The following is a 24,766-nucleotide window of genomic DNA, read 5'->3' as shown; positions in this document are numbered from 1 at the left end:
GTTGCCGTGGACATTGACCGGACACCGGGCGCGACGGTGCGCATCGACGTGTGGCTGTGGACCGTGCGGATGTTCAAGACCCGCAGCCTCGCCACCCAGGCGTGCCGGGGCGGCCACGTCCAGGTCGACGGGCAGCGGGTCAAGGCCGCGCAGAAGGTGACGATCGGCCAGGAGGTGCGGGTGCGCAAGGCGGGCACCGAGTTCGTCTGGAGGATCACCGGCATCCTCCCGACGAGGCCGGGGGCCGCGATCGCCGTCGGCGCCTACGAGGATCTCACCCCGGCCCCCGACCCTGCGCTGCGCGGGTTCGTCCCCAAGCGCGACAAGGGGCTGGGACGGCCGACGAAGAAGGACCGCCGGGACCTCGACCGGCTCCGCGGCCGCCGCCCCGAGCGCTGATCTCAGCAACCCTCCGGGCGCTGCGCGTCAGTACATCACGGTCGCGAAGGTGCCGACCTGGTCGAAGCCGACGCGCCGGTACATCCGCAGCGCCGCCTCGTTGTAGTCGTTGGCATAGAGGCTCACCGTCGGGTGCCCGGCAGCGCGGGTCTGGACGACGACGGCGGCCATGCCTGCGGCACCGAGTCCCTGGTTGCGCGCCTCGGGGTGGACCCACACGCCTTGGACCTGGACGATCCGGGGTGAGCGGATGCCGATGTCGGCTTTGAAGAGGACCTGTTCGGTACGGTCGGTGGCCGGCCACCTCGGCGCGGGCTGGCCGGAGGGCAGGGAATCGGAGATGCGCACGAACGAGTTCCCGCCGCGGATGATGCCGCGCACCCGCGCGAGATAGCTCGACTCCCCGCCTTCGATGGGCGAGAAGCCGACTTCCTTGGTGAACATGTCGACGCTGGCGGGGAACACCGTCGGCAGCTGGTCGACGGTCGCGAGGCGGACGTCCGGGTCGGGGTCGACGAGCGGATCGGAGCTGATCGCGAGCAGGGGCTGGCGTCCCCGCACCCCGCGCGGCCTCCCCCACTTCAGCCGGGAGTCGAGGTCCATGATGACCTCGCGCCGGCCGATGAGGGAGCATGACGACCGGCCGTCGGCGTTGAGCTTGCGCGCGAGCACCTCGTTCGTCGCCGGCGTGGCTGCGACCGGGATGATGTTCCCGCCCACCCAGTACGCGGCGACCGGCCGGTCACCGTCGAAGACCCCGTAGAGGGCTCCCGCCGGGGACCCGGTCTGCGCGGTGCCGGTGACGTTGAGGAGCGCGAGCAGGTAGACGTTCTCGCACGGATTGAGGGTCAGCTGGCTCTTCAGCCACGCGGTGTGCCGATGCCCGAGTGGAGCGATTCTCAACACATCGGGATCTCTCAGCCGACGACGACTTCCGGCGGACCGGAGGGAACGTCGGAGTCCTCAGCGATGCGCATGGCCTCTTCGATGAGCGTTTCGACGATGAGGGACTCGGGCACGGTCTTGATGACCTCGCCCTTGACGAAGATCTGTCCCTTCCCGTTGCCGGAGGCGACTCCGAGGTCGGCCTCGCGGGCCTCACCGGGTCCGTTGACGACGCAGCCCATGACGGCCACGCGCAGCGGCACCTCCATGCCCTCGAGTCCGGCGGTGACCTTCTCGGCGAGCGTGTAGACGTCGACCTGGGCCCGACCGCACGAAGGGCAGGAGACGATCTCGAGCTTGCGCGGCTTGAGGTTGAGGCTCTCGAGGATCTGGTTGCCGACCTTGACCTCTTCGACCGGGGGCGCGGACAGCGAGACCCGGATCGTGTCGCCGATGCCCTTCGACAGCAGGGCGCCGAAGGCCGTGGCCGACTTGATCGTGCCCTGGAAGGCGGGGCCGGCTTCGGTGACGCCGAGGTGGAGGGGCCAGTCGCCGCGTTCGGCGAGCATCTCGTAGGCCCGGACCATGATCACCGGGTCGTGGTGCTTGACGGAGATCTTGAAGTCGTGGAAGTCGTGCTCCTCGAACAGCGAGGCCTCCCACACGGCTGACTCGACGAGCGCCTCTGGGGTGGCCTTGCCGAACTTCTCCATGATCCGCTTGTCGAGCGATCCGGCGTTGACGCCGATGCGGATCGAGGTGCCCGCGTCCTTGGCCGCGGCCGCGATCTCCTTGACCTGGTCGTCGAACTTGCGGATGTTGCCGGGGTTGACGCGCACGGCCGCGCAGCCGGCGTCGATCGCGGCGTAGACGTACTTCGGCTGGAAGTGGATGTCGGCGATGACGGGGATCTGCGACTTCTGGGCGATCGCGGGCAGAGCGGCGGCGTCGTCGGCTGACGGGCAGGCGACGCGGACGATGTCACAGCCCGAGGCGGTGAGCTCGGCGATCTGCTGGAGGGTCGCGTTGATGTCCGTCGTCGGCGTCGTCGTCATCGACTGCACGCTGATCGGGTAGTCGGAGCCGACTCCCACCTTCCCGACGTGGATCTGCCGGGTCTTCCGCCGAGGTGCGAGGACGGGAGGCGGGGGCGCTGGCATTCCGAGGTTGACCGATGTCACGAAGACGATCCCTTCATTTCGGCTGTCGGCGGCTGGATCGCAGCCGCCTCGGCCCGATAGTACGAGTCATTCTCATTGTAGGTCGATCGGTGCGTCCGCGACCGGTCGCCCCCGGTGGGATCCCTCACGACCTGGGCGTTGCCTGTCAGCGCCGCGCGGTCCGCACCGGCCCCGACCCCGTCGTGTCAGTGCCGGATGAGACACTGATCACATGGACGAACAGGCGCAGGCGGAGAGCATGACGATCGCCCCGGTGCGCCCGGACCTCGACGTCATCGCCGACCGGCTCCACCGTGCCGAGCGGGAGCTCTCGGCCGTGGGCGGGGAGATGGCGTTCGGCATCGTCGTGAGGAACGGACCCGGTCACGCCGAGGCGAAGCTGACCAACCCGTACCGTCCCTTCCGGATCGCCTCGATGACGAAGTCGTTCACCGCAGCGGTCATGGGCTCGCTCGAGAACGGCGGGCTCAACTACGACTATCCGATGTACTTCCTGGTCCCCGACCTCAAGGGCACCGCCGTCGGCGAGCTCACCGCCCGCGAGTGCCTGACCATGGGAACGGGATTCGGCAGGGACGACCCGTGGGCGGACCGGATGGAGTCGATGAGCCGCTTCGACTTCCTCACCTTCCTCCAGCGCCCGCTCGTGCCCATCGCTCATCCCGGCACCGGATTCGAGTACTGCAACCTCGGCTACGCGCTCCTCGGTCTCGCCGCGGAGTCGGTGACCGACCGCACGTTCCCGGAGATGGTGACCACCGAGGTGACCGGACCCCTGCAGATGCCCCGCACCGGTTTCGATGTCGCCGACTTCCCCGACCTCGTCCCCGGTCTGCGCATCGACCGGCTCGGCAGAGCGCACAGACTGACCCCGACGCGGCCGGGCGCCTTCTCGGCGATCGGCGGCATGGTCTCGACAGCCCACGACATCTGCCAGTGGATGACCATCCACATGGACGCCCTCGACGCCGAGGCGAACACGGCACCGGGTGCGTGGTCGCACGTGCTCGCCGCGAACCAGCGGCCGCACCGTCCGATCGCCGTCGAGACGAGCCGGCTGCACACCGAGGAGGTCCACTACGGCTACGGCCTCATGCACCGGCAGGACTCCCGCTTCGGCCGTGTCCTCTGCCATTCCGGCGGCTACCCCGGATACGGCTCGCACATGCGGTGGTTCCCCGACCTCGGCTTCGGCATCGTCGTCCTCGGCAACACGACCTATTATCCGGCCGAGCGCATCGTCCGCGACGCCGTCGACGCCGCGTGGCTGACCGCCATCGGTCGCGCCGAGGAGAACCCTCGCCTCCGCCGGGACGAACCCGTGACACGGGCCTCACCCGTGCTCGAGCGTGAGACCGCACCTGCCCCGACGCACCCGCTGCCGCCGGGTCCGCGCACCGGACGCACCGTCCTCGGTGCCGTGGCCGCGACCCTGACGTGGGATGACGCGTTCGCCGATGCGCACTTCGCGGTGAACATGGACCTCGACGAGCCACGACAGGAGAGGAGGGAGCGCACCGCAGCCTGGCTCGAGTCGCACCGGGTCGATGCGACCCGACCAGTCACCGTCGACGACCTGACGATGGAGACCCGACTGCTCGGAACCGTCACCGTGGCAGAGGGGGCAGCGATCACCGTTCGGCTCGACCACCTCGGCGATGTCCAAGCGATCACCCTGAGCGAGTGAGCACCTGAGCAGGCAGCGCCGGCCGACCTACCCGGCCGAACGGAAGATCGCGTCGAGGGTGATCGGCTTGACGAGGTCGACGTAGACGAGGAGTGCCGTCATGGCGAGCATGAGGCTGATGACGACGTAGGTGAGCGGCAACAGCTTCGCCGTGTCGAAGGGCCCGATCTTCCCGCGTCCGCGCCACCGGTTGATCCGCCGCCTCGCCCCTTCGTAGAGGGCGACGGCGATGTGCCCGCCGTCGAGCGGCAGCAGGGGGATCATGTTGAACGCGAAGAGGAAGATGTTGAGGGAGCCGAGGACCCCGAGGCCGAGCTGCGCCTTCTCGACGACCTGGAGCTCATCGGTGGAGACGATCTCGCCGGCGACGCGGCCGACGCCGACCATGCCGACGAGACCCTCGGCGTCACGCTCCTTCGCACCGGTGGCGACCTGCGCGATGTCGACGAGCTTGACCGGGAGGGTGACGATGGCCTTGAACACGCCGGTGACCTGATCCCACACGGCGCCCGGGAACTCCGCCAGCGGCAGGGGCTGACGCTCCTGGACCGGCCCGATGCCGAGGAAGCCCTCGGTCACGGTCTGCGGGCTGCCGTCGGGGTTCGTCAGCGGACGCCCCCGGTCGTCGACGCGGGGACGCTCGTGGGCGATGATCGGCACGGACACCGCCTGCGCCTGCCCGTCGCGGACGAAGTCGACGTCGACGCGCTGGCCGGCGTGGTCCTTGATGACCGAGGAGAGCTCATCCCAGTTCTCGGTCGGGACACCTGCCACCGCGGTGATCTCGTCGCCGGGCTCGAACCCGGCCTCCCACGCGGGGGTGAGCTGATCGCCGGGCTGGCATGAGTTCTGCTGTGATGCGGGTCGCTCTGCCGCCTCCGAGGCGGGCACCGCGCACTCGACGACGGTGGCGACCGTCGTCGTCGGCGTCATCACCCCGATGCCCATGAGCGAGATCGCCATGATGATGATCCCGAGGACGAGGTTGACGAAGGGCCCGGCGAACATGACGACGAGGCGCTTGGGCACGCTGAGCGCGTAGAACGTCCGATGCTCCTCCCCCGGTGCGATCTCGTCGTTCGACATCTCCCGGGCATCGGCCATCGTGTTCTCGAACAGCCGGCCCTTCCGCTTCCTTGGGCGCCGCTCGGCATCGCCGAGCATGTCCTCATCGGTGACCCGGCCCTCATCCGGCACCGTGTCCGGGGCGAGCTCCGCACCCTCGCCGAGGCGGTCGTCCGACTGTGCGGCAGCGCCGTCGGTCCGCCCGGCGACGGCCGGCTCGCCCACCCGCTGCTTCGTCGCCTCGAGCGGCGGGTACATGCCGGGCATCGCGATGAACCCGCCGAGCGGCAGGGCCTTGACCCCGTACTCGGTCTCACCGCGGCGGAACGAGAACAGGGTCGGCCCGAAGCCGACCATGTAGTGGGTGACCTTGACCCCGAACCGCTTCGCCGGGGTGAGATGACCGAGCTCGTGGAGCGCGATCGAGATCGAGATGCCGATGAGGAAGAGGACGATCCCGAGGATGAAGAGGACGACCGTCATCGCCTCACCTCGCTCGACCGCCCGGCGGCGACGACCGCGGGCTGAGCGTCGGGCTGTGCGTCACCGGTCTGTGCGGCGACGTGATCGCGCGCGAACCCACGGGCCCACGCGTCGGCGGCGAGCACGGTCTCCACGCTGTGTTCAGAGGCCGGCTCGTGGGCGGCCAGGGCCCGTTCGAGACCCGAGTCGATGCCGGTGAACGGAATGTCGCCGGCGATGAATGCCTCGACGAGGACCTCGTTGGCGGCATTGAACACCGCAGGGTAGCTCCGGGCCCGTTTCCCCGCCTCGATCGCGAGGCTGAGCGCGGGAAACGCGACATGGTTGACCGGTTCGAACGACCAGTGCATGGGCTGACCCCAGTTGTTCGGCACGGCACCCGAGGGGATCCGGCGGGGGGTGCCGTCATCCTGGGTGCCTAGGGCGTAGGCGATGGGCAGCCGCATGTCCGGAGGGGAGATCTGGGCGATCGTCGAGGCATCGGTGAACTCGACCATCGAGTGGATCTGGCTCTGCGGGTGGACGACGACCTCGATGTCGTCGAAGTCGATGCCGAAGAGCAGATGGGCTTCGATGACCTCGAGCCCCTTGTTGACGAGCGTCGCCGAGTTGATCGTGATCATCGATCCCATCGACCACGTCGGATGCTTGAGCGCCTGGGCCGGGGTGACGCGGCGCAGCGCTTCCCGGGTCATGCCACGGAAGGGCCCGCCCGAGGCGGTGATGACGAGCCTGGCGACCTCGCCGTGCGTGCCAGAGCGCAGGGCCTGCGCGATCGCCGAGTGCTCGCTGTCGACAGGGATGAGGCGGGCGCCGGTGCGCTCGGCGGCGTCGAGGACGAGGGAACCGCCGATGATGAGTGACTCCTTGTTCGCCAGGGCGACGTCGGTGCCGGCCTCGAGCGCCGCGAGCGTCGCGCCGAGTCCGGCGGCTCCGGTCACGGCATTGAGGACGATGTCGGCCGACCGGCTCGCGACCGCCTCGGCGGCGGTCTCCCCCAGATGAATCTCACGAACGGGATCATCGATTCCGCGGTCTGCGGCGAGTTCGGACAACCGTTTCCGCACGTCGTCCTCACCGCCGGCGGGAGGAGAGGTCAGCCCGATGACGGGGACGGAGAAGTCGAGCGCCTGGGTGAGCAGAAGGTCGACCTGGGACCCTGCGGCAAGGCCGACGACTGCGAAATCCGTTGCGTTCTCGGCCAGTACGTCGAGGGCCTGAGTGCCGACCGACCCGGTCGACCCGACTACAATGACATTACGTTCGCTCACGCCTACCGATGATGCCAAAGTTCTCTGGGAAATGACTCGACAAGGGACTTCTCGGCGTGGGCGGAGCACACCAGATCAAAGGCGAGAGAGGTATAGATGAGTGCAACGATGAGCCCCGACGAGATCCTGGGACTGGATTCGGTCTTCGACGCCGACGACCTCGAGTTCGCGCACGTCGTCCGCAAGTGGCTCGACGAGAACGTCCGCGAGAAGATCGGCGACTACTTCCTCGATGCGACGATTCCCGCTCGTGAACTCGCTGAGGGCCTCGGGGAGCTCGGCGTCCTCGGCATGCACCTCGAGGGCTACGGCTGCGGCGGGTCGACCGCCACCCAGTACGGTCTCGCCTGCCGTGAGCTCGAGGCCATCGACTCGGGTCTGCGCTCCCTCGTCTCCGTCCAGGGGTCGCTCGCGATGTTCGCCATCCACCGCTACGGTTCGGAGGCGCAGAAGGAGGAGTGGCTGCCGAAGATGGCCGCCGGCAAGGCACTCGGCTGCTTCGGACTCACCGAACCCGACGTCGGCTCGGACCCCTCGGGCATGAAGACGACCGCCCGCAGGGACGGTTCCGACTGGATCCTCAACGGTTCGAAGATGTGGATCACGAACTCACCCGTCTCCGACGTCATGGTCGTGTGGGCGAAGACGGAGGAGACCGACGACAAGGGCCGTCCGGTCATCCGCGGCTTCGTCGTGCCGTCGGACACCGAGGGCGTGCAGACCCCGGAGATCCACCGCAAGATCTCCCTGCGGGCCTCGATCACCGGTGAGATCGTCCTCGACAACGTCCGCCTGCCCGAGGATGCGATGCTGCCCGAGGCCAAGGGCCTCAAGGCTCCGCTCTCGTGCCTGTCGGAGGCGCGCTTCGGCATCGTCTTCGGCGTCACCGGTGCCGCCCGCGACGCTCTGCTCTCGGCGATCGAGTACACGGGCACCCGGATCCAGTTCGATCGCCCGATCTCCTCATTCCAGATCTCGCAGCAGAAGCTCGCGAAGGCCTTCGGCCAGTACTCGCAGATCACGCTGCTCGCCGCTCACCTCGGTGAGCTCAAGGACTCCGCGAAGGGCGTGCGCCCCGAGCAGATCAGCCTCGGCAAGATGGTCAACGTCGACACGGCGATGAACGTCTGCCGGGACCTGCGTGCGCTCTTCGGCGGTTCGGGGATCACGAGCGAGTACCCGCCGCTGCGCCACGCGGTCAACCTCGAGACCGTGCTCACCTACGAGGGCACCCATGAGGTCCACCAGCTCACGCTCGGCCGGGCCCTCACCGGGATCAACGCCTTCGCGAACTGAGGTCGACGCCGGTCGGCGTCCTCGACCGGCGCACCTGGTCATCCGACCGGTCGCTTCCGCCCCGCCCTTGTGCGCCGCCATCGGCGCCGAGGCGCGGGGCGGTCGCCATTCACCCCTGTCGGCGGAGGAATTCCTCGAGCCAGGGCAGGCTCTCAGCCGCGCTGAGGGGACCGTCGTTCGTGAGGACGAGGGTCTGAGACGGGTCGAGCGCGGCGACCTCGGCGGATTCGACGCGGGAGTCGCGCATCGCCTGGTCGAGGTTCGCGGTCTCCCCCGCGATGCTCACACCGACGCCCTCGAAGCGCGAGCGCACGACCTTGACCGAGGCCCGTCCGGGTTCAATCGGGTCGGCGTCGATGCCGACGATGCGCACCTCGGCGGGGTCGGTCTCCGAACCATCTGTGCGGGCGTCGACGACGACACCGAGGCGCATCGCAGCAAGCACACTGAGCGCCCGGGCGACAGCAGGGACATCGGCGTCGACGCGCACCCTGCTCGTCCCGGTGTCGACTCCCATCGTCCGGAGGATTCCGGCGAGTTTCGCGCTGCGGTCGAGCGCCTCGGCGCGGTCGAGTTCGACGGGCACGGCGAGTGCCTTGAGCAGGCGCGGATCGGTGACCTCGCGCCCGTCGATGAGGGGCGCGTCCGGGACGTCCCCGGTGATGACGGTGTCGTCGGTCCGACCGAGGACGATCGGGTAGTCGAGGATCTCGAAGACCGGGTTGAGGGTGCCGGGAGTCCCGTCACCGGGCTTGGTGAACCAGTGGAAGTCAGTCAACGGAGGCCATCACCTCGACGACGCGGTCGATGAAGGCATCGACCTGATCCTCGTCGTAGGCCTTGTTGCCCTTCGCGGTCTTGAACAGGACCCTGCGGACCTGGTCGACGCTCATCGCCACGCCCTGCGTGAAATAGGCGTTGACCTTCTCGCACATGTCGTCGACCTGGGCGATGTCGTAGCCGATGACGCCGGCGGGCGGGCTGTCGAAGCGCTCCCCCGCCTCACGGACGAGGCGTCCCCGCAGGGACGCGGCGACGCGGGTGAGCTCCTGCACCCAGGCGTCCTGTCCGGACTGGGCGATGAGGCGGTCGCGGGCCTGCTTGGCGAAGGCGTCCTCGAGGCGGTCGAGGGCGGCGTCGACGACGGCGACGTGGTAGCCCTTGCGGACGAGGTCGAAGCCGACCGTGCGCACGGCACGGGAGTCGAGGTCGCCGGGCTGCGGCGTGGGTCGTTCGAATGACTCGCGTGCCCTCTTGAAGAAGCTGTCGACCTGCTTCGGGTCGTAGCCGTTCTTCCAACCGGACATGCGGGGGAACGTCGTGTCCGCCATGATTCCTCCGTACAGAGTGTGTCGTTTCCACCATGATAGTTCGAGCATCGGTGGTCCGCCGCAGTCACTGCGGCGCGAAGTGTCGGTGGCTCGGGCCCGGGTCGGGTCCGGCCTCGGCCGAGTCAGGCGTCAGTCGGCGGCGGCGAGCTGTCCGCAGGCACCGTCGATGTCGGAGCCGCGGGTGTCGCGGATCGTCGTCGGAACGCCGGCGTCGACGAGCCGGCGGACGAACTCGTCGGCGACGGCCGGGTCCGAGGCCGTCCACACGGATCCCGGGGTCGGGTTGAGCGGGATCGGGTTGACGTGCACCCAGCCGCGGCCGCGGGCGTTGAGCTTCTTCGCGAGCAGATCCGCCCGCCATGCGTGGTCGTTCATGTCCTTGATGAGCGCGTACTCGATGCTCACCCGGCGACCGGTGACCTGGTAGTAGTTGAAGGCCGCGTCGATCGCCTCGTCGGCCTTCCACCGGGTGTTGACCGGGATCATCTCGTCGCGCAGCTCGTCATCGGGGGCGTGGAGGCTGAGCGCGAAGGTTACGGGGATGTCCTCGGCGGCGAGCTTGTTGATGCCCGGCACGAGCCCCACGGTCGAGACGGTGATCCGCCGCGCCGACATGCCCAGGCCCTCGGGCGCGGGGGCGACGAAGCGGCGGACCGCGTTCATCACCCGCTTGTAGTTGGCCAGGGGTTCGCCCATGCCCATGAAGACGATGTTCGTCACCCGTTCCGGTCCTCCCGCCGAGGCGGCCGCCGGGTCGGTCGCGGACTCGCCGGGGGTCTCGCCCTGCTCCTCGTCGGCTTCCGCACCGAGGGCGACCTCGTCGTCGGCGTCGGCGCTCGGCTTGGACGGTGCGAGTTCACCGGCGGCGATGGCCTGGTTGGCGCGGATGACCTGTTCGACGATCTCGGCCGTCGACATGTTCCGGGTCAGACCCTGCTGGCCGGTGGCGCAGAACGGGCAGTTCATCCCGCAGCCGCACTGGCTCGAGACGCACAGTGTGATGCGGTTGCGGTAGCGCATGAGGACGGATTCGACGAGCGCACCGTCGAAGAGACGCCAGAGGAATTTGATCGTGTCGCCGTTGCCTGTCGTCAGGCGCCTGACCTCGGTGAGCAGCGGAGGGAAGAAGCGCTCTGCAAGGGGTGCGCGCAGATCCTTGGGCAGGTCGGTCATCGACTCGACGTCGGTGTGGTAGCGCGTGAAGTAGTGGGTGGAGAGCTGCTTGGCGCGGAAGGCGGGAAGACCCATCTCGGTGACGGCGTCGATGCGCTCGTCCATCGTCATGTCCGCGAGGTGCTGCTGGGGTTGGGCGACGCGGGGGGACTTGAAGTTGAGCAGCGGGCGACCGTCGCGCATCGGGGTCGTCGACGTCGTCCCGTCGGCGTGTTCGACGACGGGCCTGACCTGTCTGCTTCCGGCTGGAGGTATCACTCCCCCATTGTCTCATGCCGGTCCCGGCGACGCTGTGTGGTCGGGGACACCCGAACTTTCGACCGCCTCGGCGAGGGGATGCGACGACCGGGCGGCCGTCCCAGCCTCACATGAAGCCGGGGAGGAAGGAGAAGAGGACGAGGGCGACGGGCGCGGTCGGGAGGATCGAGTCGAGGCGGTCCATGACGCCGCCGTGACCGGGCAGCAGGGTGCCCATGTCCTTGAGGTGGAGGTCGCGTTTGATCATCGATTCGCTGAAGTCGCCGAGGGTGGCGAACGCGGGGATGACGACGCCGATGACGAGCCCGGTCCAGAACGGGGCGTCGAAGAGGGTGATCGCCAGCGTCGTGGCGACGGCCGTGGTGAATACGACGGATCCCAGGTAGCCCTCCCAGGACTTCTTCGGCGAGATCCGCGGGGCGATGGGATGCCTGCCCCAGAGCACGCCGAAGACGTAGCCGCCGATGTCGGAGGCGACGACGCTGGCAAGGAAGATGATGACGTAGAAGTTGCCGTTGGGCAGGGTGAGGAGATAGACGACGAAGCACGCCATGAGGCCGACGTACGTGAGCGCGAAGAGGGAGAGGGAGACGTCCTTGACCGCGTTCTTGCGCCGCTCGACCATCGTGAAGAGCATGACGGCCCCGGCGCTTGCGGCGAACGTCACCCACAGGGCCTCACGGCCGCCGAAGTACGTGGCGACGACCATGCAGGCCGCGGAGATCATCGTCGGGATGCGGGAGACGAGCGATCCGGACCGGGAGAGCGCGTTGGCGAGCTCCCACATCGCGGCGACGATCGCGATGAGGATGATGAAGAGGAAGGTTTCGGGAAGGAGGATCAGCGAGGCGAGCACGATCCCGCCGATGAGGAGGCCGATCCCGATCGCCGCCGGGAGGTTGCGGCCGGCCCGGCCGTAGTCCTTGGGTGCGGGCGCCGTCTCGACCTCGACCTCGACGGCAGCGGTCTCCTGCGTGAAGACCGTGTCGGTGCCGCGGAGGTCGCGCCGCTTCGGGAACGGTGTCGGCTCTGGGGTCGCCGCAGTCTCCCGATCCGACCCCTCGTCGGGGGTCGGATCGGAGGTGGGACGGTCGGGCCCGGTCAACGCGATCATCAGACCTCGAGGAGCTCGGCTTCCTTCTGGCCGAGCAGCTTGTCGATGGCGTCGACCTTCTTCTTCGTGATGTCGTCGAGTTCGGAGATCGAGCGGGTGACCTCGTCCTCGCCGGCTTCGCCGTCCTTCTTGATCCGCTCGAGGGTGTCCTTCGCGTGGCGGCGGATGTTGCGGATCGAGACCTTGCCGTCCTCGGCCTTGCCCTTGACGATCTTCACGTACTCCTTGCGGCGCTCCTCGGTGAGTTCGGGGAGGACGACGCGGATGACGTTGCCGTCGTTGGCGGGGTTGGCGCCGATGTCGGAGTTGCGCAGGGCGTTCTCGATGTCACCCAGGGTCCCGCGGTCGTAGGGAGTGACGAGGATCGTGCGGGCCTCGGGCGTCTGGAACGACGCGAGCTGCTGGAGCGGCGTGGGAGCGCCGTAGTAGTCGATCTCGATGTTCGCGAAGAGCGCGGGGTTGGCCCGGCCGGTGCGGATCGACGCAAAGTCCTCTTGCGTGAATTCCACGGCCTTGTCCATCTTCTCCCTGGCCTCTGCCAGTGTTTCTTCAATCACGAGACACTCTTTTCAGTCGATTGGAGCTGTGTGAACATTCTATGGGTCCGAGGTGGTTTTCTGCTGACCCGGACCGGTGCGGTGTGGGCTACTTGACCAGTGTGCCGATCTTCTCACCGGCGATGGCCTTGCGCAGGTTTCCCTCACCCTGCATGCCGAAGACGTGCATGGGAAGCCGGTTGTCCATGCAGAGGGAGAACGCGGTGGCATCGACGACTTTGAGACCCTTCTGGAGAGCCTCCTGGTAGGTGATCTCGTCGATCTTCGCAGCCGTCGGGTCGAGCTTCGGGTCGGCGGTGTAGACGCCGTCGACGCCGTTCTTGGCGATGAGGACCTCATCGGCGTGGATCTCGAGCGCGCGCTGGGCCGCGACGGTGTCGGTGGAGAAGTAGGGCAGACCGGCGCCGGCGCCGAAGATGACGACGCGGTTCTTCTCCATGTGGCGCATCGCCCGGCGCGGGATGTAGGACTCGGCGACCTGGGACATCGGGATCGCGGTCTGCACGCGGGTGTCGACGCCGAGCTGTTCGAGGAAGTCCTGCAGAGCGAGGCAGTTCATCACGGTTCCGAGCATTCCCATGTAGTCGGCGCGCGTGCGGTCCATGCCGCGCTGGGAGAGCTCGGCGCCGCGGAAGAAGTTGCCGCCGCCGACGACGATGCTCACTTCGACGTCCTCGACGGTGGGGGCGACTTCCCGGGCGACGGCAGCGACGACGTCGGGGTCGACGCCGATGCTGCCTCCGCCGAAGACCTCGCCGGAGAGCTTGAGGAGCACGCGGCGACGATGCGTGCGCACCGGTCGGCTGGCGTGGCTCGATTCGTGTACCGGGGTGGATGTCATGAGGTCCTTCTTCCATGCGTTCGGCGCCGCCGCAGGCAGCGCCGATCCGGGTGGTTCGTCTGGGTCAGTCTAGCGAAAACGGGGCCGGACCCATCGGTCCGACCCCGTCATCGGATCCTGTGGGAGTCCTCACGGACCCCCACAGCGATCACAAGCGGATCAGGCTCCCACGCGGTAGCGGAGGAAACCGGTCGCCTTGAGGCCGGCGGCCTCGAGGACCTTGCCCACGGTCTGCTTGGGATCCTTCGCGAATCCCTGGTCGAGCAGGCAGTTCTCCTTGAAGAAGCCGTTGACGCGGCCTTCGATGATCTTCGGCAGAGCCTGTTCCGGCTTGCCTTCGTTCTTCGCGGTGTCCTCGGCGATGCGGCGCTCGTTCTCGACGAGCTCGGCCGGGACGTCCTCACGCGAGAAGTACTTCGGCGCGAGGGCGGCGATGTGCACGGCGACGTCGTGCGCGACGGCCTGGTCGTCACCTTCGTAGGCGAAGAGAACACCGACCTGCGGGGGCAGGTCCTTGTTCGTGCGGTGGAGGTAGGACTCCACCTTCTGGCCTTCGAGACGACCGACGCGGCGCAGGTCGACCTTCTCGCCCAGGGCGGCACCGGACTCGGTGATGAACTGGGCGACGGTCTTGCCGTCGGCCTCGACCGAGAGCAGCGACTCGGCTGACTCGGACTTGTTCGACACGGCGAGTGCGAGGACTTCGTCGGCGAGGTCGATGAAGCGCTGCGACTTCGCGACGAAGTCGGTCTCCGAGTCGAGCTCGATCATGGTGCCGACGCCGCCGTCGACGAAGGTGGCGACGAGACCGTCGGAGGTGGCACGGCCTTCGCGCTTCGTGGCGCCCTTGAGGCCCTTCACACGGAGGAGCTCGATGGCCTTCGCCTGGTCGCCGTCGGCCTCATCGAGGGCCTTCTTGACGTCCATCATTCCGGCGCCGGTCTTCTCGCGCAGTTCCTTGATGTCAGCGGCAGTGTAGTTTGCCATTCTTTCTCCTAGTGGTGGTGGAGGTGAGTGAGATCAGGACTCGGTGGAGTCAGCGGCAGCGTCGGCGGCTGCGGCCTTGCCCTCGGCGTCCGCTGCCTTCGCATCGGCGTCGGCGACGGCACCTTCGGCGGCGGCGTCCGTCGCGTCGGTGGCGGTGGTCTCCTCGGACTGGGCCTCGGCTGCGGTGGCAGCGGCGGAGGCTTCGGTCGAGGCGGATGCGGCGTCGGCGTTCGCCTCGGCGGCGTTGCCCTCGAGGAGCTCGCGCTCCCACTCGGGCATCGGCTCGACGGCGGAGACGTTCTTCTCACCGGACTCGTCGTCGCCGGAGTGGCGGGCGATGAGGCCCTCGGCCACGGCGTCGGCGATCACGCGGGTGAGCAGCGAGACCGAGCGGATGGCGTCGTCGTTGCCCGGGATCGGGTAGGTGACGTCGTCGGGGTCGCAGTTGGTGTCGAGGATCGCGATGACCGGGATGCCCAGCTTCTTCGCCTCGTCGACGGCGAGGTGCTCCTTCTTCGTGTCGACGATCCACACAGCGGACGGGGTGCGCTGCATGTCGCGGATGCCGCCGAGGGTCTTCTCGAGCTTGTCCTTCTCGCGACGGAGGATGAGGAGTTCCTTCTTCGTGTGCGAGGAGCCCGCAACGTCGTCGAAGTCGATCTCTTCGAGTTCCTTCAGCCGGCGCAGACGCAGGGAGATGGTCTGGAAGTTCGTGAGCATGCCGCCGAGCCAACGCTGGTTGACATACGGCTGGCCGACGCGCTTGGCCTGCTCGGCGATCGATTCCTGGGCCTGCTTCTTCGTGCCGACGAAGAGGATGGAGCCGCCGTGGGAGACGGTCTCCTTGACGAACTCGAACGCGGTGTCGATGTAGCCCAGCGACTTCTGCAGGTCGATGATGTAGATGCCGTTGCGCTCGGTGAAGATGAAGCGCTTCATCTTCGGGTTCCAACGACGGGTCTGGTGTCCGAAGTGAACGCCGCTGTCGAGCAGCTGGCGGATGGTGACGACGGCCATGCCGACGCCCTCCTTTCTCGTGCACCCTGCGGGTGCGTTGTGCCATGGTTCGCGGCCAACACGGGGCTGGCGGCGACGATGGCGGTTTCGGTTGATTCCTGGTACCCGGTTCGCCCAACCCACATGCGCGTACGCATGCACCATGGGATGGAGAAGAGATCGGATACGCGTAGTCAGAAGACACGCTTCTGCTGAGGGCAGTCTATCGCGGGTGGCCAAGCCTGCGCCAATCGGAGGATGTCCCTCGCCGAGGCGGCCGCCGGGTGTGCCTGTCCCGTGCCCGGGCGGCTGCGCCACCTCCCGCCGAGGCTGCCGTCGGGTTCGCGTCGCCTCTGCGCTCTCGGGCGGGCTCCCCGCTTCCGCGACTCGTGCGCATTCGGCTGTGGACGCGCATTGCGCTCAGCATGCCTCCCCGCGGTGTGGGGCACCGGCGAGGGTGAGCGGAGCCCGGCCCATCGGGGGTCCGGTGGTCCCACTCGTGTGCTCTCTCCTGTGCATGCGGCACCGACTCGTGTGCGCGCGGCCTGTGGACGCCCGATGGTCGTCCACAGGCGGAGAATCCTCTGCTGACAGCACCGGCGGCATCGATTTCCATGGGCGTTATGGCCGTTCCCGAATCGACTCGTCCGCCCCACCGCAGCGCTGCCCCTCTTCCGCGACGGCGACTGTCGGCCCGTCCGACTCGGCGTCCGTCTGCGCGTCCGCCTCGGCGACGCAAAGCCGGTCCCCTGCCGAGCAGGCCGCTGCTGTGGATCAGCGTCCTCGTCACCGCGGTTCTCGTCGCCCTCGGCGGCGTGGGCGCAGCTGACGCCTCCCCGCAGGCTTCCCGAGCCGCGGGCACCACCTGGGTCACGCCGGTACCGGCGATGGAGATCGTCACCGCCTTCGATCCGCCGCGGGAGACATGGCTGGCCGGGCACAGAGGCATCGACGTCCGGGCCGTACCCGACGAACCCGTGCGCGCCCCGACCGCGGGCACCATTCGCTTCCGCGGCTCGGTGGCGGGCACCGAGACGATGAGCATCACGACGGAGTCCGGTCACGTCGTCTCCTTCCAACCGGCGCGTTCGGATGCCTCCGTCGGCGACCGCTTCGCAGCTGGTGAGCAGATCGGCACAGTCTCGACGGGCGCGCACTGCCAGGAGTCCTGCCTCCACATCGGCGTCTGGCCTAAGGACAGCGACCGGGCGTATGTCGATCCGGCGCCGTTCTTCGGTCAGGATGCGTCCCTCCTGCTGCCGCTTGCACGCAAGCCGGCCGAAGAGCCGGCCGGCGATGACACGGCTTCGGGTGCGGGAGGGTGGGGCGGACACCGGAATGGGCGCATTCCCTCCTCGGCGCTGTGCCCGCTCACCACCGCCCCCGGGCACATGCTCCGATGCGATGCGCAGGCCGCATTCGACCGCCTCTCCCACGCGTACTCCGCGCGGTTCGGCAGGCCGATCTCGGTCACCGACTCCTACCGGGACTACGACACGCAGGTCATCCTCAAACGGCGCAAGGGAAGGCTCGCGGCGACGCCGGGGACGTCGAACCACGGGTGGGCGCTTGCGATGGACCTCGGGGGCGGCATCAACTCATTCGGCAGTGCCGAGCATCAGTGGATGCGGGCGAACGCTCCGACGTTTGGATGGGTGCATCCGACGTGGGCACGGCAGGGAGGGTCCCTGCCCGAGGCATGGCACTGGGAGTTCAGGAAGTGAGCGCGTGCCGGACGTGAGCGAGTCGCTCAGGCCCGCGGGTGGGCCTGCCGGTAGGTCTCCTGCAGGCGCTGCATCGACACATGGGTGTAGATCTGCGTGCTGCTCAGCGTCGAATGCCCGAGCAGCTCCTGGATCTGGCGCAGATCGGCACCGTTGTCGAGCATGTGCGTGGCAGCCGAGTGGCGGAGACCGTGCGGTCCGATGTCGGGGGCGTCGGGGTTGTTCGCGCCGTAGCGGTGGACGAGCTCGCGGACCTGGCGGGCGCCGATTCGGCCTCCACGCAGGCCGAGGAAGAGCGCGTCACCGCTCCTGTCGGTGGCGAAGCGCTCCCGCAGTCTCAGCCAGATCGCGAGGGCATCGCGTGCCGGGCCGCCGAAGGGCACCCGGCGCTCCTTGTCGCCCTTGCCGAGCACGGTGATCATCGACCGCTGGTGGTCGACGTCGCTGCGGTCGAGGCCGCAGAGTTCGGATACGCGCACGGCCGTCGCATAGAGCATCTCGAGGATGGCGGCGTCCCGGGCGAGCAGCGCCTGAGCGTCATCGTCAGACTCTGCGGCCTCATCCTGTTGGGAGTCCGCCCCCGCTCCCCTGCTCGCTGTCGCTCCGGCCCCCTCACGCGCGCGGTCCGACCCGGCTCCTCCCCGCCGATTGCCTCCGTCACCACTGCGTCCTGCCGAGACGAGGGCGGCCGCCTGCTGGGGTTTGAGCACGGTGGGCAGCCGTGAGTCCTTCTTCGGGGTGCGCAGACGCGCGGCCGGGTTGGACGGCAGTCCGTGGGTGCTCACGCAGTAGGAGAAGAACGATTTGATCGCCGCGATCTTGCGCGCCACCGTCGACTTCGCCGCTCCCGCATCGTCGAGGGCGATGAGCCACGACCGCAGATCGTCGAGGCTGATGTCGGACACGGCGATCCCACGTCCGGACCCCACTGACCCAGCGCCACCCGAATCGTCGGTCTTCCGTGACCGGTCGGTCTCCCGTGACTGTTCGGGGGTCCGGGTTGCGCGTCGCCCCGGCAGATGGGCGGCGTGCGCGAAGAAGTCGCCGACATCACCGACGTAGGCGCGGCGGGTATGGGCGGAGACGTCACGCGCGCGCAGGTGGTCGGCGTAGTCGTCGACCACCTCGGGGAAGCGAGGCGATGAGGTCACGCTTCAAGCGTACTCGTTCAGCGCCGGCGCAGCTTCTTCCACCCGGGCCCGTCGCGTTCGCTCAGTCCCTCGATCTCGAGGAGGGCGAGCGCCGAGAGCGCATCGGCCACCGTCAGGCCCGCTCTGGCCGCAAGCGTGCCGACATCGAGGGCTTTCGTCGCCGAGAGCGCGTTGAGGCAGATCCGCTCCCGTTCGCCGAGGTCGTCGACCCGGTCATCGCGGCCGCCCGCTCCAGAACCCCCACCAGCTCGAGAGGAATCCCCGGCTGCACTGCCGCCGAGGTCGCCCAACGGCAGCTCCTCGGGCCGGACGAGGTCGAGGACGTCGGGGGCGCCGGTGACGAGGTCGGCTTCCCTCAGACGGATGAGCCGGTTCGTTCCGGCCGATGACGCCGAGTACACCGACCCGGGGTAGGCGGCGACGACGCGGGAGAGTTCGAGCGCGTGCCTGGCGGTGTTGAGCGCCCCGCTGCGCCACCCGGCCTCGACGACGACCGTGGCAAGCGCCGAGGCGGCGATGAGGCGGTTGCGCAGGAGGAACCGGTGGCGCATCGGAGTCATCCCGGGTGCGGTCTCGGAGACGAGGAGACCGTGCTCGAGCACCTGTGCGAAGAGGTCCGAGTTCGCCGCGGGATAGAACCGGTCGACTCCCCCGGCCATGAATGCGACCGTCGTGCCCTCCCGGGCGAGCGCCGCACGGTGAGCGGCCGCGTCGATGCCGAAGGCTCCCCCGGAGACGACGGTGTACCCGTCGGCGGCGAGATCCCAGGCAAGGTCGGAGGCGCACTTCGTCCCATAGCCGCTCGCCGCCCGCGCCCCGACGACGGCGACCGCCTGCGCAAGCGCCTCGCGCAGGGTCGCCGACCCGCGCACCCACAGCCCCAAGGGCGCTGCGGGACCGAGTTCGTCGATGGCGGTCGGCCATTCGTCGTCGGTGGGGATGACGAGACGTCCGCCGAGGCGGGCCATGCCTTCAAGGTCGTGTTCGCCGTCGGCGTCGGCGGCGCGCACTGCCCACCGGGCGAGCGCCTCGGGGAGTCTCCCCTGACCGGTGATGTCCCCGAGCTCGGCGGAGAGCCGTCCGACGACCTCGTCGACCGCGACCGCCCCGGAGGAGATCGCCCGGATGAGTTCGACCGCGGTCACAGGGCCCGCGGCATCGACGAGGGCCTTGAGCAGGCCGTCACCGGGTTCGCCGATCCGCAGGAGTGCTGCGACGGCGATGCGCTGCGGGGTCACGTCCATCATGTCTCCTGGGTCCGCAGCGCGAGGGCCGCAGCGATCCGGTCGGCGTCGGGAGCCTCCGCCCCGGCGAGGTCGGTCAGGGTCGTGGCGACCCGGAGCACTCGGTCGTAGCCGCGCATCGTGATCCTCCCCGTCTCGAGCGCGCGGTCGAGGCTGCGCAGAGCTGCCGGTCGCATCCCGAAGTGGTCGCGCAGCCACGGCCCCGGTGCCATCGCATTGAGCGACCAGTCGCAGTTCGCATACCGATCCGCCTGCGCGCGCCTCGCGTGCTCGACTCGTGCGGCCACACCTGCGCTCGACTCCTGCTCCCCGCCGAGACGCAGGTCGGCCGGAGTGACGGGGTAGAGCTCGAGCTGGAGGTCGACACGATCGAGGAGAGGCCCGGAGAGGCGATTGCCGTACCGGCGTCTGTCCATCGGCGTGCAGTTGCACACCGTGTTCGCGCCCGCCTGCATGCCCGCCCCGCACGGGCACGGGTTCGCGGCCATGACGAGCTGGAACGATGCCGGCAACACCATCGACCCCCAGGCCCGGTGGATGTGGACCTGACGGGCCTCGAGCGGCTGCCGCAGCGCTTCGAGCACGTCCCGGGAGAACTCCGGCGCCTCGTCCATGAAGAGGACACCCCGATGGGCTTTGCTGAGGATGCCGACCGTGCCGGGCTTCCTGCCTCCCACGAGCGCCGAGGCGGTGCTCCGGTGATGGGGTGCCTCGAACGGCGGCCGGTGATCGAGCTCCTCACCGGGCACGAGTTCCCCGCGCAGAGAGCGCACCGCGGCGACTTCGAGGGCCTGGGCGTCGTCGAGCGGTGGGAGGATCCCGGGCAGGCACTGAGCGAGCAGGGTCTTCCCCGCGCCCGGGGTGCCGCGCATGAGGAGGTTGTGACCGCCCGCAGCGGCGACCTCGAGCCCGAACCGAGCCTCATCCTGCCCCTGCACCTCGGCGAGGTCGTGGAGTTCGGTCGGATGCGCTCCCGGTCCGGGAGCCTCGACGACCGGTGGCAGGGCGGGAACGGCGAGGCTGCCGCCGTAGGCGTTGACGAGTTCGGCCAGCGAGGACACCGCGAGGACATCGACGTCTCCGATGAGCGCGGCCTCCGCCCGGTTGCCGGCGGGAACGACGAATCGGTCGAAGCCGGCGAGCAGGCCGCAATGGAGGCTCGGCAGCACGCCGCTCACCGGTCGGATGCGGCCGTCGAGGCCGAGTTCCCCACAGTGGATGACCGCCTCGGTCTCGGCGGAGCTGATGATCCCGCGGGCCTTGAGCACGGCGACGGCGATGCCGAGATCGAAGCCGGTGCCGATCTTCGGCACACTGCCCGGGGTGAGGTTGATCGTCAGATGCTGGGTGGCGACCGGGATGCCGAGGAAGGCGAGCGCCGCACGCAGCCGCTTGCGCGATTCGCTCACCGAGGCGTCGGGAAGGCCGACGATGTCGATGCCGGGAAGACCTGCGCTGACGACGGCTTCGATCGAGACGATCTTTCCGGCCAGCCCCCAGAGGGCGACGGCGGCGGCCCGTCCGACGACGGTCTTCTCCGGTGTCGTCTCGCCACTCCTCGCGTCCTCGACTCCCAATGGTTCGTCGCCGTCGGGGCTCCAGTCGGCGTCGACAGCATCGCAGTCATCCCCTGGGTCATCGACGATGTGCAGCTGTTCGCTCATGCGTCGACCTGCACATTGCGCACATGGGTGACGGTCGGGCGCGGTGACATGACGATGCCGATCGCGTCGATGCGGGTCGCAGGGTAGAACTCGGCCTGCTCGCGCAGCCACAGTCCCGAGAGCATCCTGATCCGACGCAGCTTCACCGGCGTGATCGCTTCGAGCGGTGAGCCCTGCCGCATCGTGCGGCGGGTCTTGACCTCGACGAAGACGATGGTCGCTCCGTCGCGGGCGATGATGTCGATCTCTCCCTCACGGCACCTGACATTGCGGTCGAGGACGACCATGCCCTCGGCCTCGAGGCGGGCGACGGCGAGGTCCTCACCCGTCCGGCCCAGGGCGAGCTGACGGTCACCGCGGGTCGGGGTGTCCGTCGGCCGCGCAGTCCGTCCTGTCTTCGTCGTCCGTGCCATGCCGTCCAGGCCACCACAGCACGTGGTCGTCTGGAAGCATCAGAGAACGGCCTGTGGACAGCGGTTGAGCCTCCACAGGCCGTGAGCACATGAGTGCGCGACGCTCCACACCCGGATCACGCACGAGTCAGGGCTGTCAGCCTCGGCGCCGACGGCATTCCGTTCAGCGGCGGCTCAGCGCCCGATCGAGGTCGGCGGCTCGAGGTCGGACTTGGCGATCTCCTCAATGTTGACGTCCTTGAACGTGAGCACGTGGACCATCTTGATGAACCTGGCCGACCGGTAGCTGTCCCACACCCAGGCATCGCGCAGGGTGAGCTCGAAGTAGACGTCGCCGGCGTCGTTGTGCGCTTTGAGGTCGACGTGGTTGGCGAGGTAGAAGCGGCGTTCGGTCTCGACGACGTAGGCGAAGAGACCGACGACATCGCGGTACTCCTTGTAGAGCTGGAGTTCGAGCTGGGCCTCGTAGTCGTCGAGATCGTCTGTGCTCACGTCGTTCCTCTCTTCGCGTCGTTCTCGGGGTGCAGCCGGAAGCTCATCCGGTGGTGGAGGCTCGGTCCGTGCTCGGCGATGGCCTGCCGGTGGTGAACGGTTCCGTATCCGACGTTCGACTCCCAACCATACTGCGGGTGCGCCTCGGCGAGGCTGATCATCGTTTCGTCGCGGTGCACTTTCGCCACGATACTCGCCGCCGCGATGACGGGAACGCTGCCGTCGCCCTTGATCACGGTGCGCACGGGCGGCAGCTCCATGTCGGCGGCGGGCCCGAATATCCCCAGGCAGTCGAGCGTGAGTGGAGCCGAGAGCCAGTCGTGCTTGCCGTCGAGGAGGATCATCGTCGGTCGCGACGACGCACCCGCACCCGGGCCGCCGGACGCTGTGCCGAGCGCACCCTCGAGTGCCCGCCGAGCCGCGAGGTTGAGGGCCATGGTCATCCCGAGGGCGTCGATCTCGGCAGGCAGGGTCGATCCGACGGCCGAGGCGTGCGCCCATGCCTGGACGCGAGCGGTCGCCGCCGACCGAGAGGGACCGTCGAGCTGTTTGGAGTCGTGGATGCCCTCGGGCACGTCGGCGGCGCACAGGGGGCCGAGTTCGAAGACGGCGACGCCGACGCTCACCGGTCCGGCGAGCGCTCCGCGTCCCACCTCGTCGACGCCGATGACGATCTCATACCCCTCGGCGGCGAGTGCGCGTTCGACGCCGAGGTCGTGCAGTCCTCGTCCGGTCATCAGCTGACAGTGATTCCCTGCGGATCGGGCACGTCTGCGAAGACGTCCTTGGGGGTGGAGACCCACCGGACGTGGCTGAGCGGCCAGTTGACGAAGAACACGGTGCCGACGACGTTCTCGGCGGGAACGAACGGCTGGGTGTCCTGGTGGTAGCGCGAATCGGCGGAGTTGCTCCGGTTGTCGCCCATCACCCAGTAGGAGCCTTCGGGCACGGTGACGGAGAACTCCATCTCGGAGGGCGCAGTGTCCGGCGGCAGATACGTCTCCTCGATGGGGGTGCCGTTGACGAGGATCCTCCCCTGGGCGTCGCAGCATTCGACGGTGTCCCCGCCGACCCCGATGACGCGTTTGACGAGCTGGTTGCCCGCGTCGGAGGGGGCGAGGCCGAGGAATTCGAGGACGGGGTTGGGCTGGTAGGCGGACACCTCGGCGTCGGTGAGCCAGTCGTCGGGATCGTCGAAGACGATGATGTCACCGCGGTTGGCCGGGCCGAACTTGGGGGCGAGCTGGTTGACGAGGACCCGGTCGTCGATCTGCAGGGTGTCCATCATCGAGCCGGAGGGAATGTAGAACGATCGGACCACCCAGGTCTTCAGCGCGGTGGAGATGAGGAGGGCGATGATGATGATGACCACGGTCTCGGCAAGGCCGCGCAGGAGCTTCTTCGACTTGGGCGGGGAGGGCTGAGGTTCGGTGGTCATTCGTTCGCTTTCGCATGGGTCCGCGACCGGCGCGGGGTGGCTGGAACGAGCGTATCAGTCGATGCTGGAGCCGTGACCGATGACCGGGCCGATGACGCGGTCGACGGGGATGAAGCCGCCGCCGGGGCGCCCGAGCAGCGCCCGGGAATCGGCGGAGTCGTTCCGGTTGTCGCCCATCACCCACATGGTGCCTTGGGGGATCCGGGTGGAGAATTCGGTCGCCGAGGCGGGTAGCGGCGCGTACTCCTCGTTCAGGGGTTCGCCGTTGAGGAGCAGTCGGCCCTGCGCATCGCAGCATTCGACGGTGTCCCCGCCCAGGGCGATGACGCGTTTGACGAAGTAGACGTCGCGGGGACCGACGCCGACCCACGAGCCGATCTTCTGCAGCGGGGTGGGCAGGGCGTCGTCGACGAAGGAGCCGCGTCCGTCGAAGACGACGATGTCGCCGCGGTCGATCCGACCGCCCAGCGCATCGGGGCGCCACACGGAGATCGTGTCGCCGGCCATGAGGGTCGGCTGCATCGACTCACTGGGGATGGTGAAGCGCTGGATGACGAAGCCGCGCGCCGAGGCGCCGAGGACGACGATGACGACGGCGATGGCGGCGAGGACCTTCCACACCGTGGGCGAGAGGCGGCGGGACGAGGACGCGCCGCCTTCGCGCGCGCCTCCTCGCCCCATCCCGGAAATGCGAAAACGCGACCCGGAGGTCGCGTTCTCGTCATGCTGCGGCATGTCGTGTCCGTGCGGCGCTGAGCCGGACGGTCATCAGGCCTTTTCGCGGATGCGAGCAGCCTTGCCGCGGAGGTTGCGGAGGTAGTAGAGCTTCGCGCGGCGGACGTCGCCGCGGGAGAGGACCTCGATCTGCTCGACGATCGGCGAGTGCACCGGGAGGGTGCGCTCGACTCCGACGCCGAAGCTGATCTTGCGAACGGTGAACGTCTCGCGAACGCCGTCGCCCTGGCGACGGATGACGACGCCCTTGAAGACCTGGATACGCGAACGGCTGCCCTCGACCACGCGGACGTGGACGTTGAGGGTGTCACCGGGGCGGAAATCGGGGACGTCGGACTTCAGCGAGGCTGCATCGACAACATCGAGCTTCTGCATAGTGCT

25 protein-coding genes are annotated in these 24,766 nt (G+C 68.6%); 4 read left to right on the top strand and 21 right to left on the bottom strand.

The features are described 5' to 3' along the window. The first annotated feature begins 6 nt into the window (after positions 1 to 6). Positions 7 to 399, top strand: a complete 393-nt coding sequence (locus EZE58_RS00625) for an RNA-binding S4 domain-containing protein (protein WP_009378365.1) — start codon at positions 7 to 9, stop codon at positions 397 to 399. 27 nt (positions 400 to 426) lie between these two features. Here the strand turns inward: EZE58_RS00625 and EZE58_RS00620 are convergent, their stop codons facing one another. Beyond that, positions 427 to 1,305, bottom strand: a complete 879-nt coding sequence (locus tag EZE58_RS00620; RefSeq protein ID WP_100227458.1) for a DUF4081 domain-containing GNAT family N-acetyltransferase — start codon at positions 1,303 to 1,305, stop codon at positions 427 to 429. A gap of 11 nt (positions 1,306 to 1,316) precedes the next feature. Next, positions 1,317 to 2,465 carry a flavodoxin-dependent (E)-4-hydroxy-3-methylbut-2-enyl-diphosphate synthase gene (ispG, locus tag EZE58_RS00615; protein ID WP_009378363.1) on the bottom strand — a complete coding sequence of 383 codons (1,149 nt, stop codon included), beginning with the start codon at positions 2,463 to 2,465 and terminating at the stop codon, positions 1,317 to 1,319. A 211-nt stretch (positions 2,466 to 2,676) separates the two neighbouring features. Here ispG and EZE58_RS00610 point away from each other — a divergent pair, with 211 nt between their 5' ends. After that, positions 2,677 to 4,152: a serine hydrolase domain-containing protein gene (locus EZE58_RS00610; protein WP_009378362.1), complete on the top strand. Its 1,476-nt coding sequence runs from the start codon at positions 2,677 to 2,679 to the stop codon at positions 4,150 to 4,152. A 27-nt stretch (positions 4,153 to 4,179) separates the two neighbouring features. Here EZE58_RS00610 and EZE58_RS00605 read toward each other — a convergent pair whose 3' ends face one another. After that, a complete protein-coding gene (locus tag EZE58_RS00605) occupies positions 4,180 to 5,700 on the bottom strand; it encodes a site-2 protease family protein (RefSeq protein WP_009378361.1) in 1,521 nt (506 codons plus the stop codon). After that, positions 5,697 to 6,971 carry a 1-deoxy-D-xylulose-5-phosphate reductoisomerase gene (dxr, locus tag EZE58_RS00600; protein ID WP_009378360.1) on the bottom strand — a complete coding sequence of 425 codons (1,275 nt, stop codon included), beginning with the start codon at positions 6,969 to 6,971 and terminating at the stop codon, positions 5,697 to 5,699. Before dxr ends, EZE58_RS00605 begins: the two co-directional genes overlap by 4 nt. Positions 6,972 to 7,067: 96 nt before the next feature. Between dxr and EZE58_RS00595 the strand changes: the two genes are divergently transcribed. Beyond that, the gene (locus tag EZE58_RS00595) at positions 7,068 to 8,267 is read left to right on the top strand and encodes an acyl-CoA dehydrogenase family protein (protein ID WP_040341771.1); all 1,200 of its coding nucleotides are present in this window, start codon (positions 7,068 to 7,070) and stop codon (positions 8,265 to 8,267) included. 109 nt (positions 8,268 to 8,376) lie between these two features. Here EZE58_RS00595 and EZE58_RS00590 read toward each other — a convergent pair whose 3' ends face one another. From EZE58_RS00590 to rpsB, 8 genes are all read right to left on the bottom strand, one after another. Next, positions 8,377 to 9,045 carry a hypothetical protein gene (locus tag EZE58_RS00590; RefSeq protein ID WP_009378358.1) on the bottom strand — a complete coding sequence of 223 codons (669 nt, stop codon included), beginning with the start codon at positions 9,043 to 9,045 and terminating at the stop codon, positions 8,377 to 8,379. Further along, the gene (locus tag EZE58_RS00585; RefSeq protein ID WP_009378357.1) at positions 9,038 to 9,598 is read right to left on the bottom strand and encodes a DivIVA domain-containing protein; all 561 of its coding nucleotides are present in this window, start codon (positions 9,596 to 9,598) and stop codon (positions 9,038 to 9,040) included. Before EZE58_RS00585 ends, EZE58_RS00590 begins: the two co-directional genes overlap by 8 nt. A gap of 129 nt (positions 9,599 to 9,727) precedes the next feature. After that, the gene (rlmN, locus tag EZE58_RS00580) at positions 9,728 to 11,029 is read right to left on the bottom strand and encodes a 23S rRNA (adenine(2503)-C(2))-methyltransferase RlmN (protein WP_240388916.1); all 1,302 of its coding nucleotides are present in this window, start codon (positions 11,027 to 11,029) and stop codon (positions 9,728 to 9,730) included. Between the two features lie 106 nt (positions 11,030 to 11,135). Next, entirely contained in the window at positions 11,136 to 12,143 is a 1,008-nt protein-coding gene (locus EZE58_RS00575; RefSeq protein WP_009378355.1) for a phosphatidate cytidylyltransferase, read from the bottom strand. Continuing rightward, entirely contained in the window at positions 12,143 to 12,700 is a 558-nt protein-coding gene (frr, locus tag EZE58_RS00570) for a ribosome recycling factor (RefSeq protein WP_009378354.1), read from the bottom strand. The genes EZE58_RS00575 and frr overlap by 1 nt, the downstream gene beginning before the upstream one ends. An 88-nt stretch (positions 12,701 to 12,788) precedes the next feature. After that, on the bottom strand, positions 12,789 to 13,541 hold the full coding sequence (gene pyrH, locus EZE58_RS00565; RefSeq protein WP_040341769.1) for a UMP kinase: 753 nt from the start codon (positions 13,539 to 13,541) through the stop codon (positions 12,789 to 12,791). A 159-nt stretch (positions 13,542 to 13,700) separates the two neighbouring features. Then, a complete protein-coding gene (gene tsf / locus EZE58_RS00560; RefSeq protein ID WP_009378352.1) occupies positions 13,701 to 14,528 on the bottom strand; it encodes a translation elongation factor Ts in 828 nt (275 codons plus the stop codon). A 33-nt stretch (positions 14,529 to 14,561) separates the two neighbouring features. Next, positions 14,562 to 15,545, bottom strand: a complete 984-nt coding sequence (gene rpsB, locus EZE58_RS00555) for a 30S ribosomal protein S2 (RefSeq protein ID WP_063249026.1) — start codon at positions 15,543 to 15,545, stop codon at positions 14,562 to 14,564. A gap of 794 nt (positions 15,546 to 16,339) precedes the next feature. On the opposite strand from rpsB, the gene EZE58_RS00550 reads away from it, so the two are divergent. Beyond that, complete coding sequence (locus EZE58_RS00550; RefSeq protein WP_342474209.1) at positions 16,340 to 17,248, top strand: peptidoglycan DD-metalloendopeptidase family protein; 909 nt, start codon at positions 16,340 to 16,342, stop codon at positions 17,246 to 17,248. Between the two features lie 26 nt (positions 17,249 to 17,274). On the opposite strand, the gene EZE58_RS17145 is transcribed toward EZE58_RS00550, so the two are convergent. The 9 genes from EZE58_RS17145 to rplS form a co-directional block, all read right to left on the bottom strand. Beyond that, a complete protein-coding gene (locus tag EZE58_RS17145) occupies positions 17,275 to 18,399 on the bottom strand; it encodes a tyrosine recombinase XerC (RefSeq protein ID WP_009378349.1) in 1,125 nt (374 codons plus the stop codon). A 17-nt stretch (positions 18,400 to 18,416) separates the two neighbouring features. Beyond that, positions 18,417 to 19,646 carry a DNA-processing protein DprA gene (gene dprA, locus EZE58_RS00535; protein WP_040341767.1) on the bottom strand — a complete coding sequence of 410 codons (1,230 nt, stop codon included), beginning with the start codon at positions 19,644 to 19,646 and terminating at the stop codon, positions 18,417 to 18,419. Beyond that, complete coding sequence (locus EZE58_RS00530) at positions 19,643 to 21,307, bottom strand: YifB family Mg chelatase-like AAA ATPase (protein ID WP_009378347.1); 1,665 nt, start codon at positions 21,305 to 21,307, stop codon at positions 19,643 to 19,645. Before EZE58_RS00530 ends, dprA begins: the two co-directional genes overlap by 4 nt. Further along, a complete protein-coding gene (locus EZE58_RS00525; RefSeq protein ID WP_009378346.1) occupies positions 21,304 to 21,720 on the bottom strand; it encodes a YraN family protein in 417 nt (138 codons plus the stop codon). Before EZE58_RS00525 ends, EZE58_RS00530 begins: the two co-directional genes overlap by 4 nt. A gap of 174 nt (positions 21,721 to 21,894) precedes the next feature. Continuing rightward, a complete protein-coding gene (locus tag EZE58_RS00520; RefSeq protein ID WP_009378345.1) occupies positions 21,895 to 22,212 on the bottom strand; it encodes a DUF2469 domain-containing protein in 318 nt (105 codons plus the stop codon). Next, complete coding sequence (locus EZE58_RS00515; RefSeq protein ID WP_009378344.1) at positions 22,209 to 22,949, bottom strand: ribonuclease HII; 741 nt, start codon at positions 22,947 to 22,949, stop codon at positions 22,209 to 22,211. The genes EZE58_RS00520 and EZE58_RS00515 overlap by 4 nt, the downstream gene beginning before the upstream one ends. Further along, positions 22,949 to 23,650, bottom strand: a complete 702-nt coding sequence (lepB, locus tag EZE58_RS00510) for a signal peptidase I (protein WP_009378343.1) — start codon at positions 23,648 to 23,650, stop codon at positions 22,949 to 22,951. Before lepB (EZE58_RS00510) ends, EZE58_RS00515 begins: the two co-directional genes overlap by 1 nt. Positions 23,651 to 23,704: 54 nt before the next feature. After that, the gene (lepB, locus tag EZE58_RS00505) at positions 23,705 to 24,385 is read right to left on the bottom strand and encodes a signal peptidase I (RefSeq protein ID WP_009378342.1); all 681 of its coding nucleotides are present in this window, start codon (positions 24,383 to 24,385) and stop codon (positions 23,705 to 23,707) included. Positions 24,386 to 24,418: 33 nt separating this feature from the next. After that, on the bottom strand, positions 24,419 to 24,760 hold the full coding sequence (rplS, locus tag EZE58_RS00500) for a 50S ribosomal protein L19 (RefSeq protein ID WP_009378341.1): 342 nt from the start codon (positions 24,758 to 24,760) through the stop codon (positions 24,419 to 24,421). Positions 24,761 to 24,766 lie beyond the last annotated feature (6 nt).

Source organism: Brevibacterium sp. LS14 (assembly GCF_012027885.1).
Lineage (GTDB): Bacteria > Actinomycetota > Actinomycetes > Actinomycetales > Brevibacteriaceae > Brevibacterium > Brevibacterium casei.
This window is presented reverse-complemented; position numbering and strand designations above follow the sequence as displayed.

Coding starts and splice junctions, on each gene's coding strand:
- EZE58_RS00610 (WP_009378362.1), top strand. CDS start 2,677: ATGGACGAACAGGCGCAGGCGGAGAGCATGACGATCGCCCCGGTGCGC.
- EZE58_RS00605 (WP_009378361.1), bottom strand. CDS start 5,700: ATGACGGTCGTCCTCTTCATCCTCGGGATCGTCCTCTTCCTCATCGGC.
- EZE58_RS00595 (WP_040341771.1), top strand. CDS start 7,068: ATGAGTGCAACGATGAGCCCCGACGAGATCCTGGGACTGGATTCGGTC.
- EZE58_RS00585 (WP_009378357.1), bottom strand. CDS start 9,598: ATGGCGGACACGACGTTCCCCCGCATGTCCGGTTGGAAGAACGGCTAC.
- EZE58_RS00575 (WP_009378355.1), bottom strand. CDS start 12,143: ATGATCGCGTTGACCGGGCCCGACCGTCCCACCTCCGATCCGACCCCC.
- pyrH (WP_040341769.1), bottom strand. CDS start 13,541: ATGACATCCACCCCGGTACACGAATCGAGCCACGCCAGCCGACCGGTG.
- tsf (WP_009378352.1), bottom strand. CDS start 14,528: ATGGCAAACTACACTGCCGCTGACATCAAGGAACTGCGCGAGAAGACC.
- rpsB (WP_063249026.1), bottom strand. CDS start 15,545: ATGGCCGTCGTCACCATCCGCCAGCTGCTCGACAGCGGCGTTCACTTC.
- dprA (WP_040341767.1), bottom strand. CDS start 19,646: ATGATGGACGTGACCCCGCAGCGCATCGCCGTCGCAGCACTCCTGCGG.
- EZE58_RS00530 (WP_009378347.1), bottom strand. CDS start 21,307: ATGAGCGAACAGCTGCACATCGTCGATGACCCAGGGGATGACTGCGAT.
- EZE58_RS00525 (WP_009378346.1), bottom strand. CDS start 21,720: ATGGCACGGACGACGAAGACAGGACGGACTGCGCGGCCGACGGACACC.
- EZE58_RS00515 (WP_009378344.1), bottom strand. CDS start 22,949: ATGACCGGACGAGGACTGCACGACCTCGGCGTCGAACGCGCACTCGCC.
- lepB (WP_009378343.1), bottom strand. CDS start 23,650: ATGACCACCGAACCTCAGCCCTCCCCGCCCAAGTCGAAGAAGCTCCTG.
- lepB (WP_009378342.1), bottom strand. CDS start 24,385: ATGCCGCAGCATGACGAGAACGCGACCTCCGGGTCGCGTTTTCGCATT.
- rplS (WP_009378341.1), bottom strand. CDS start 24,760: ATGCAGAAGCTCGATGTTGTCGATGCAGCCTCGCTGAAGTCCGACGTC.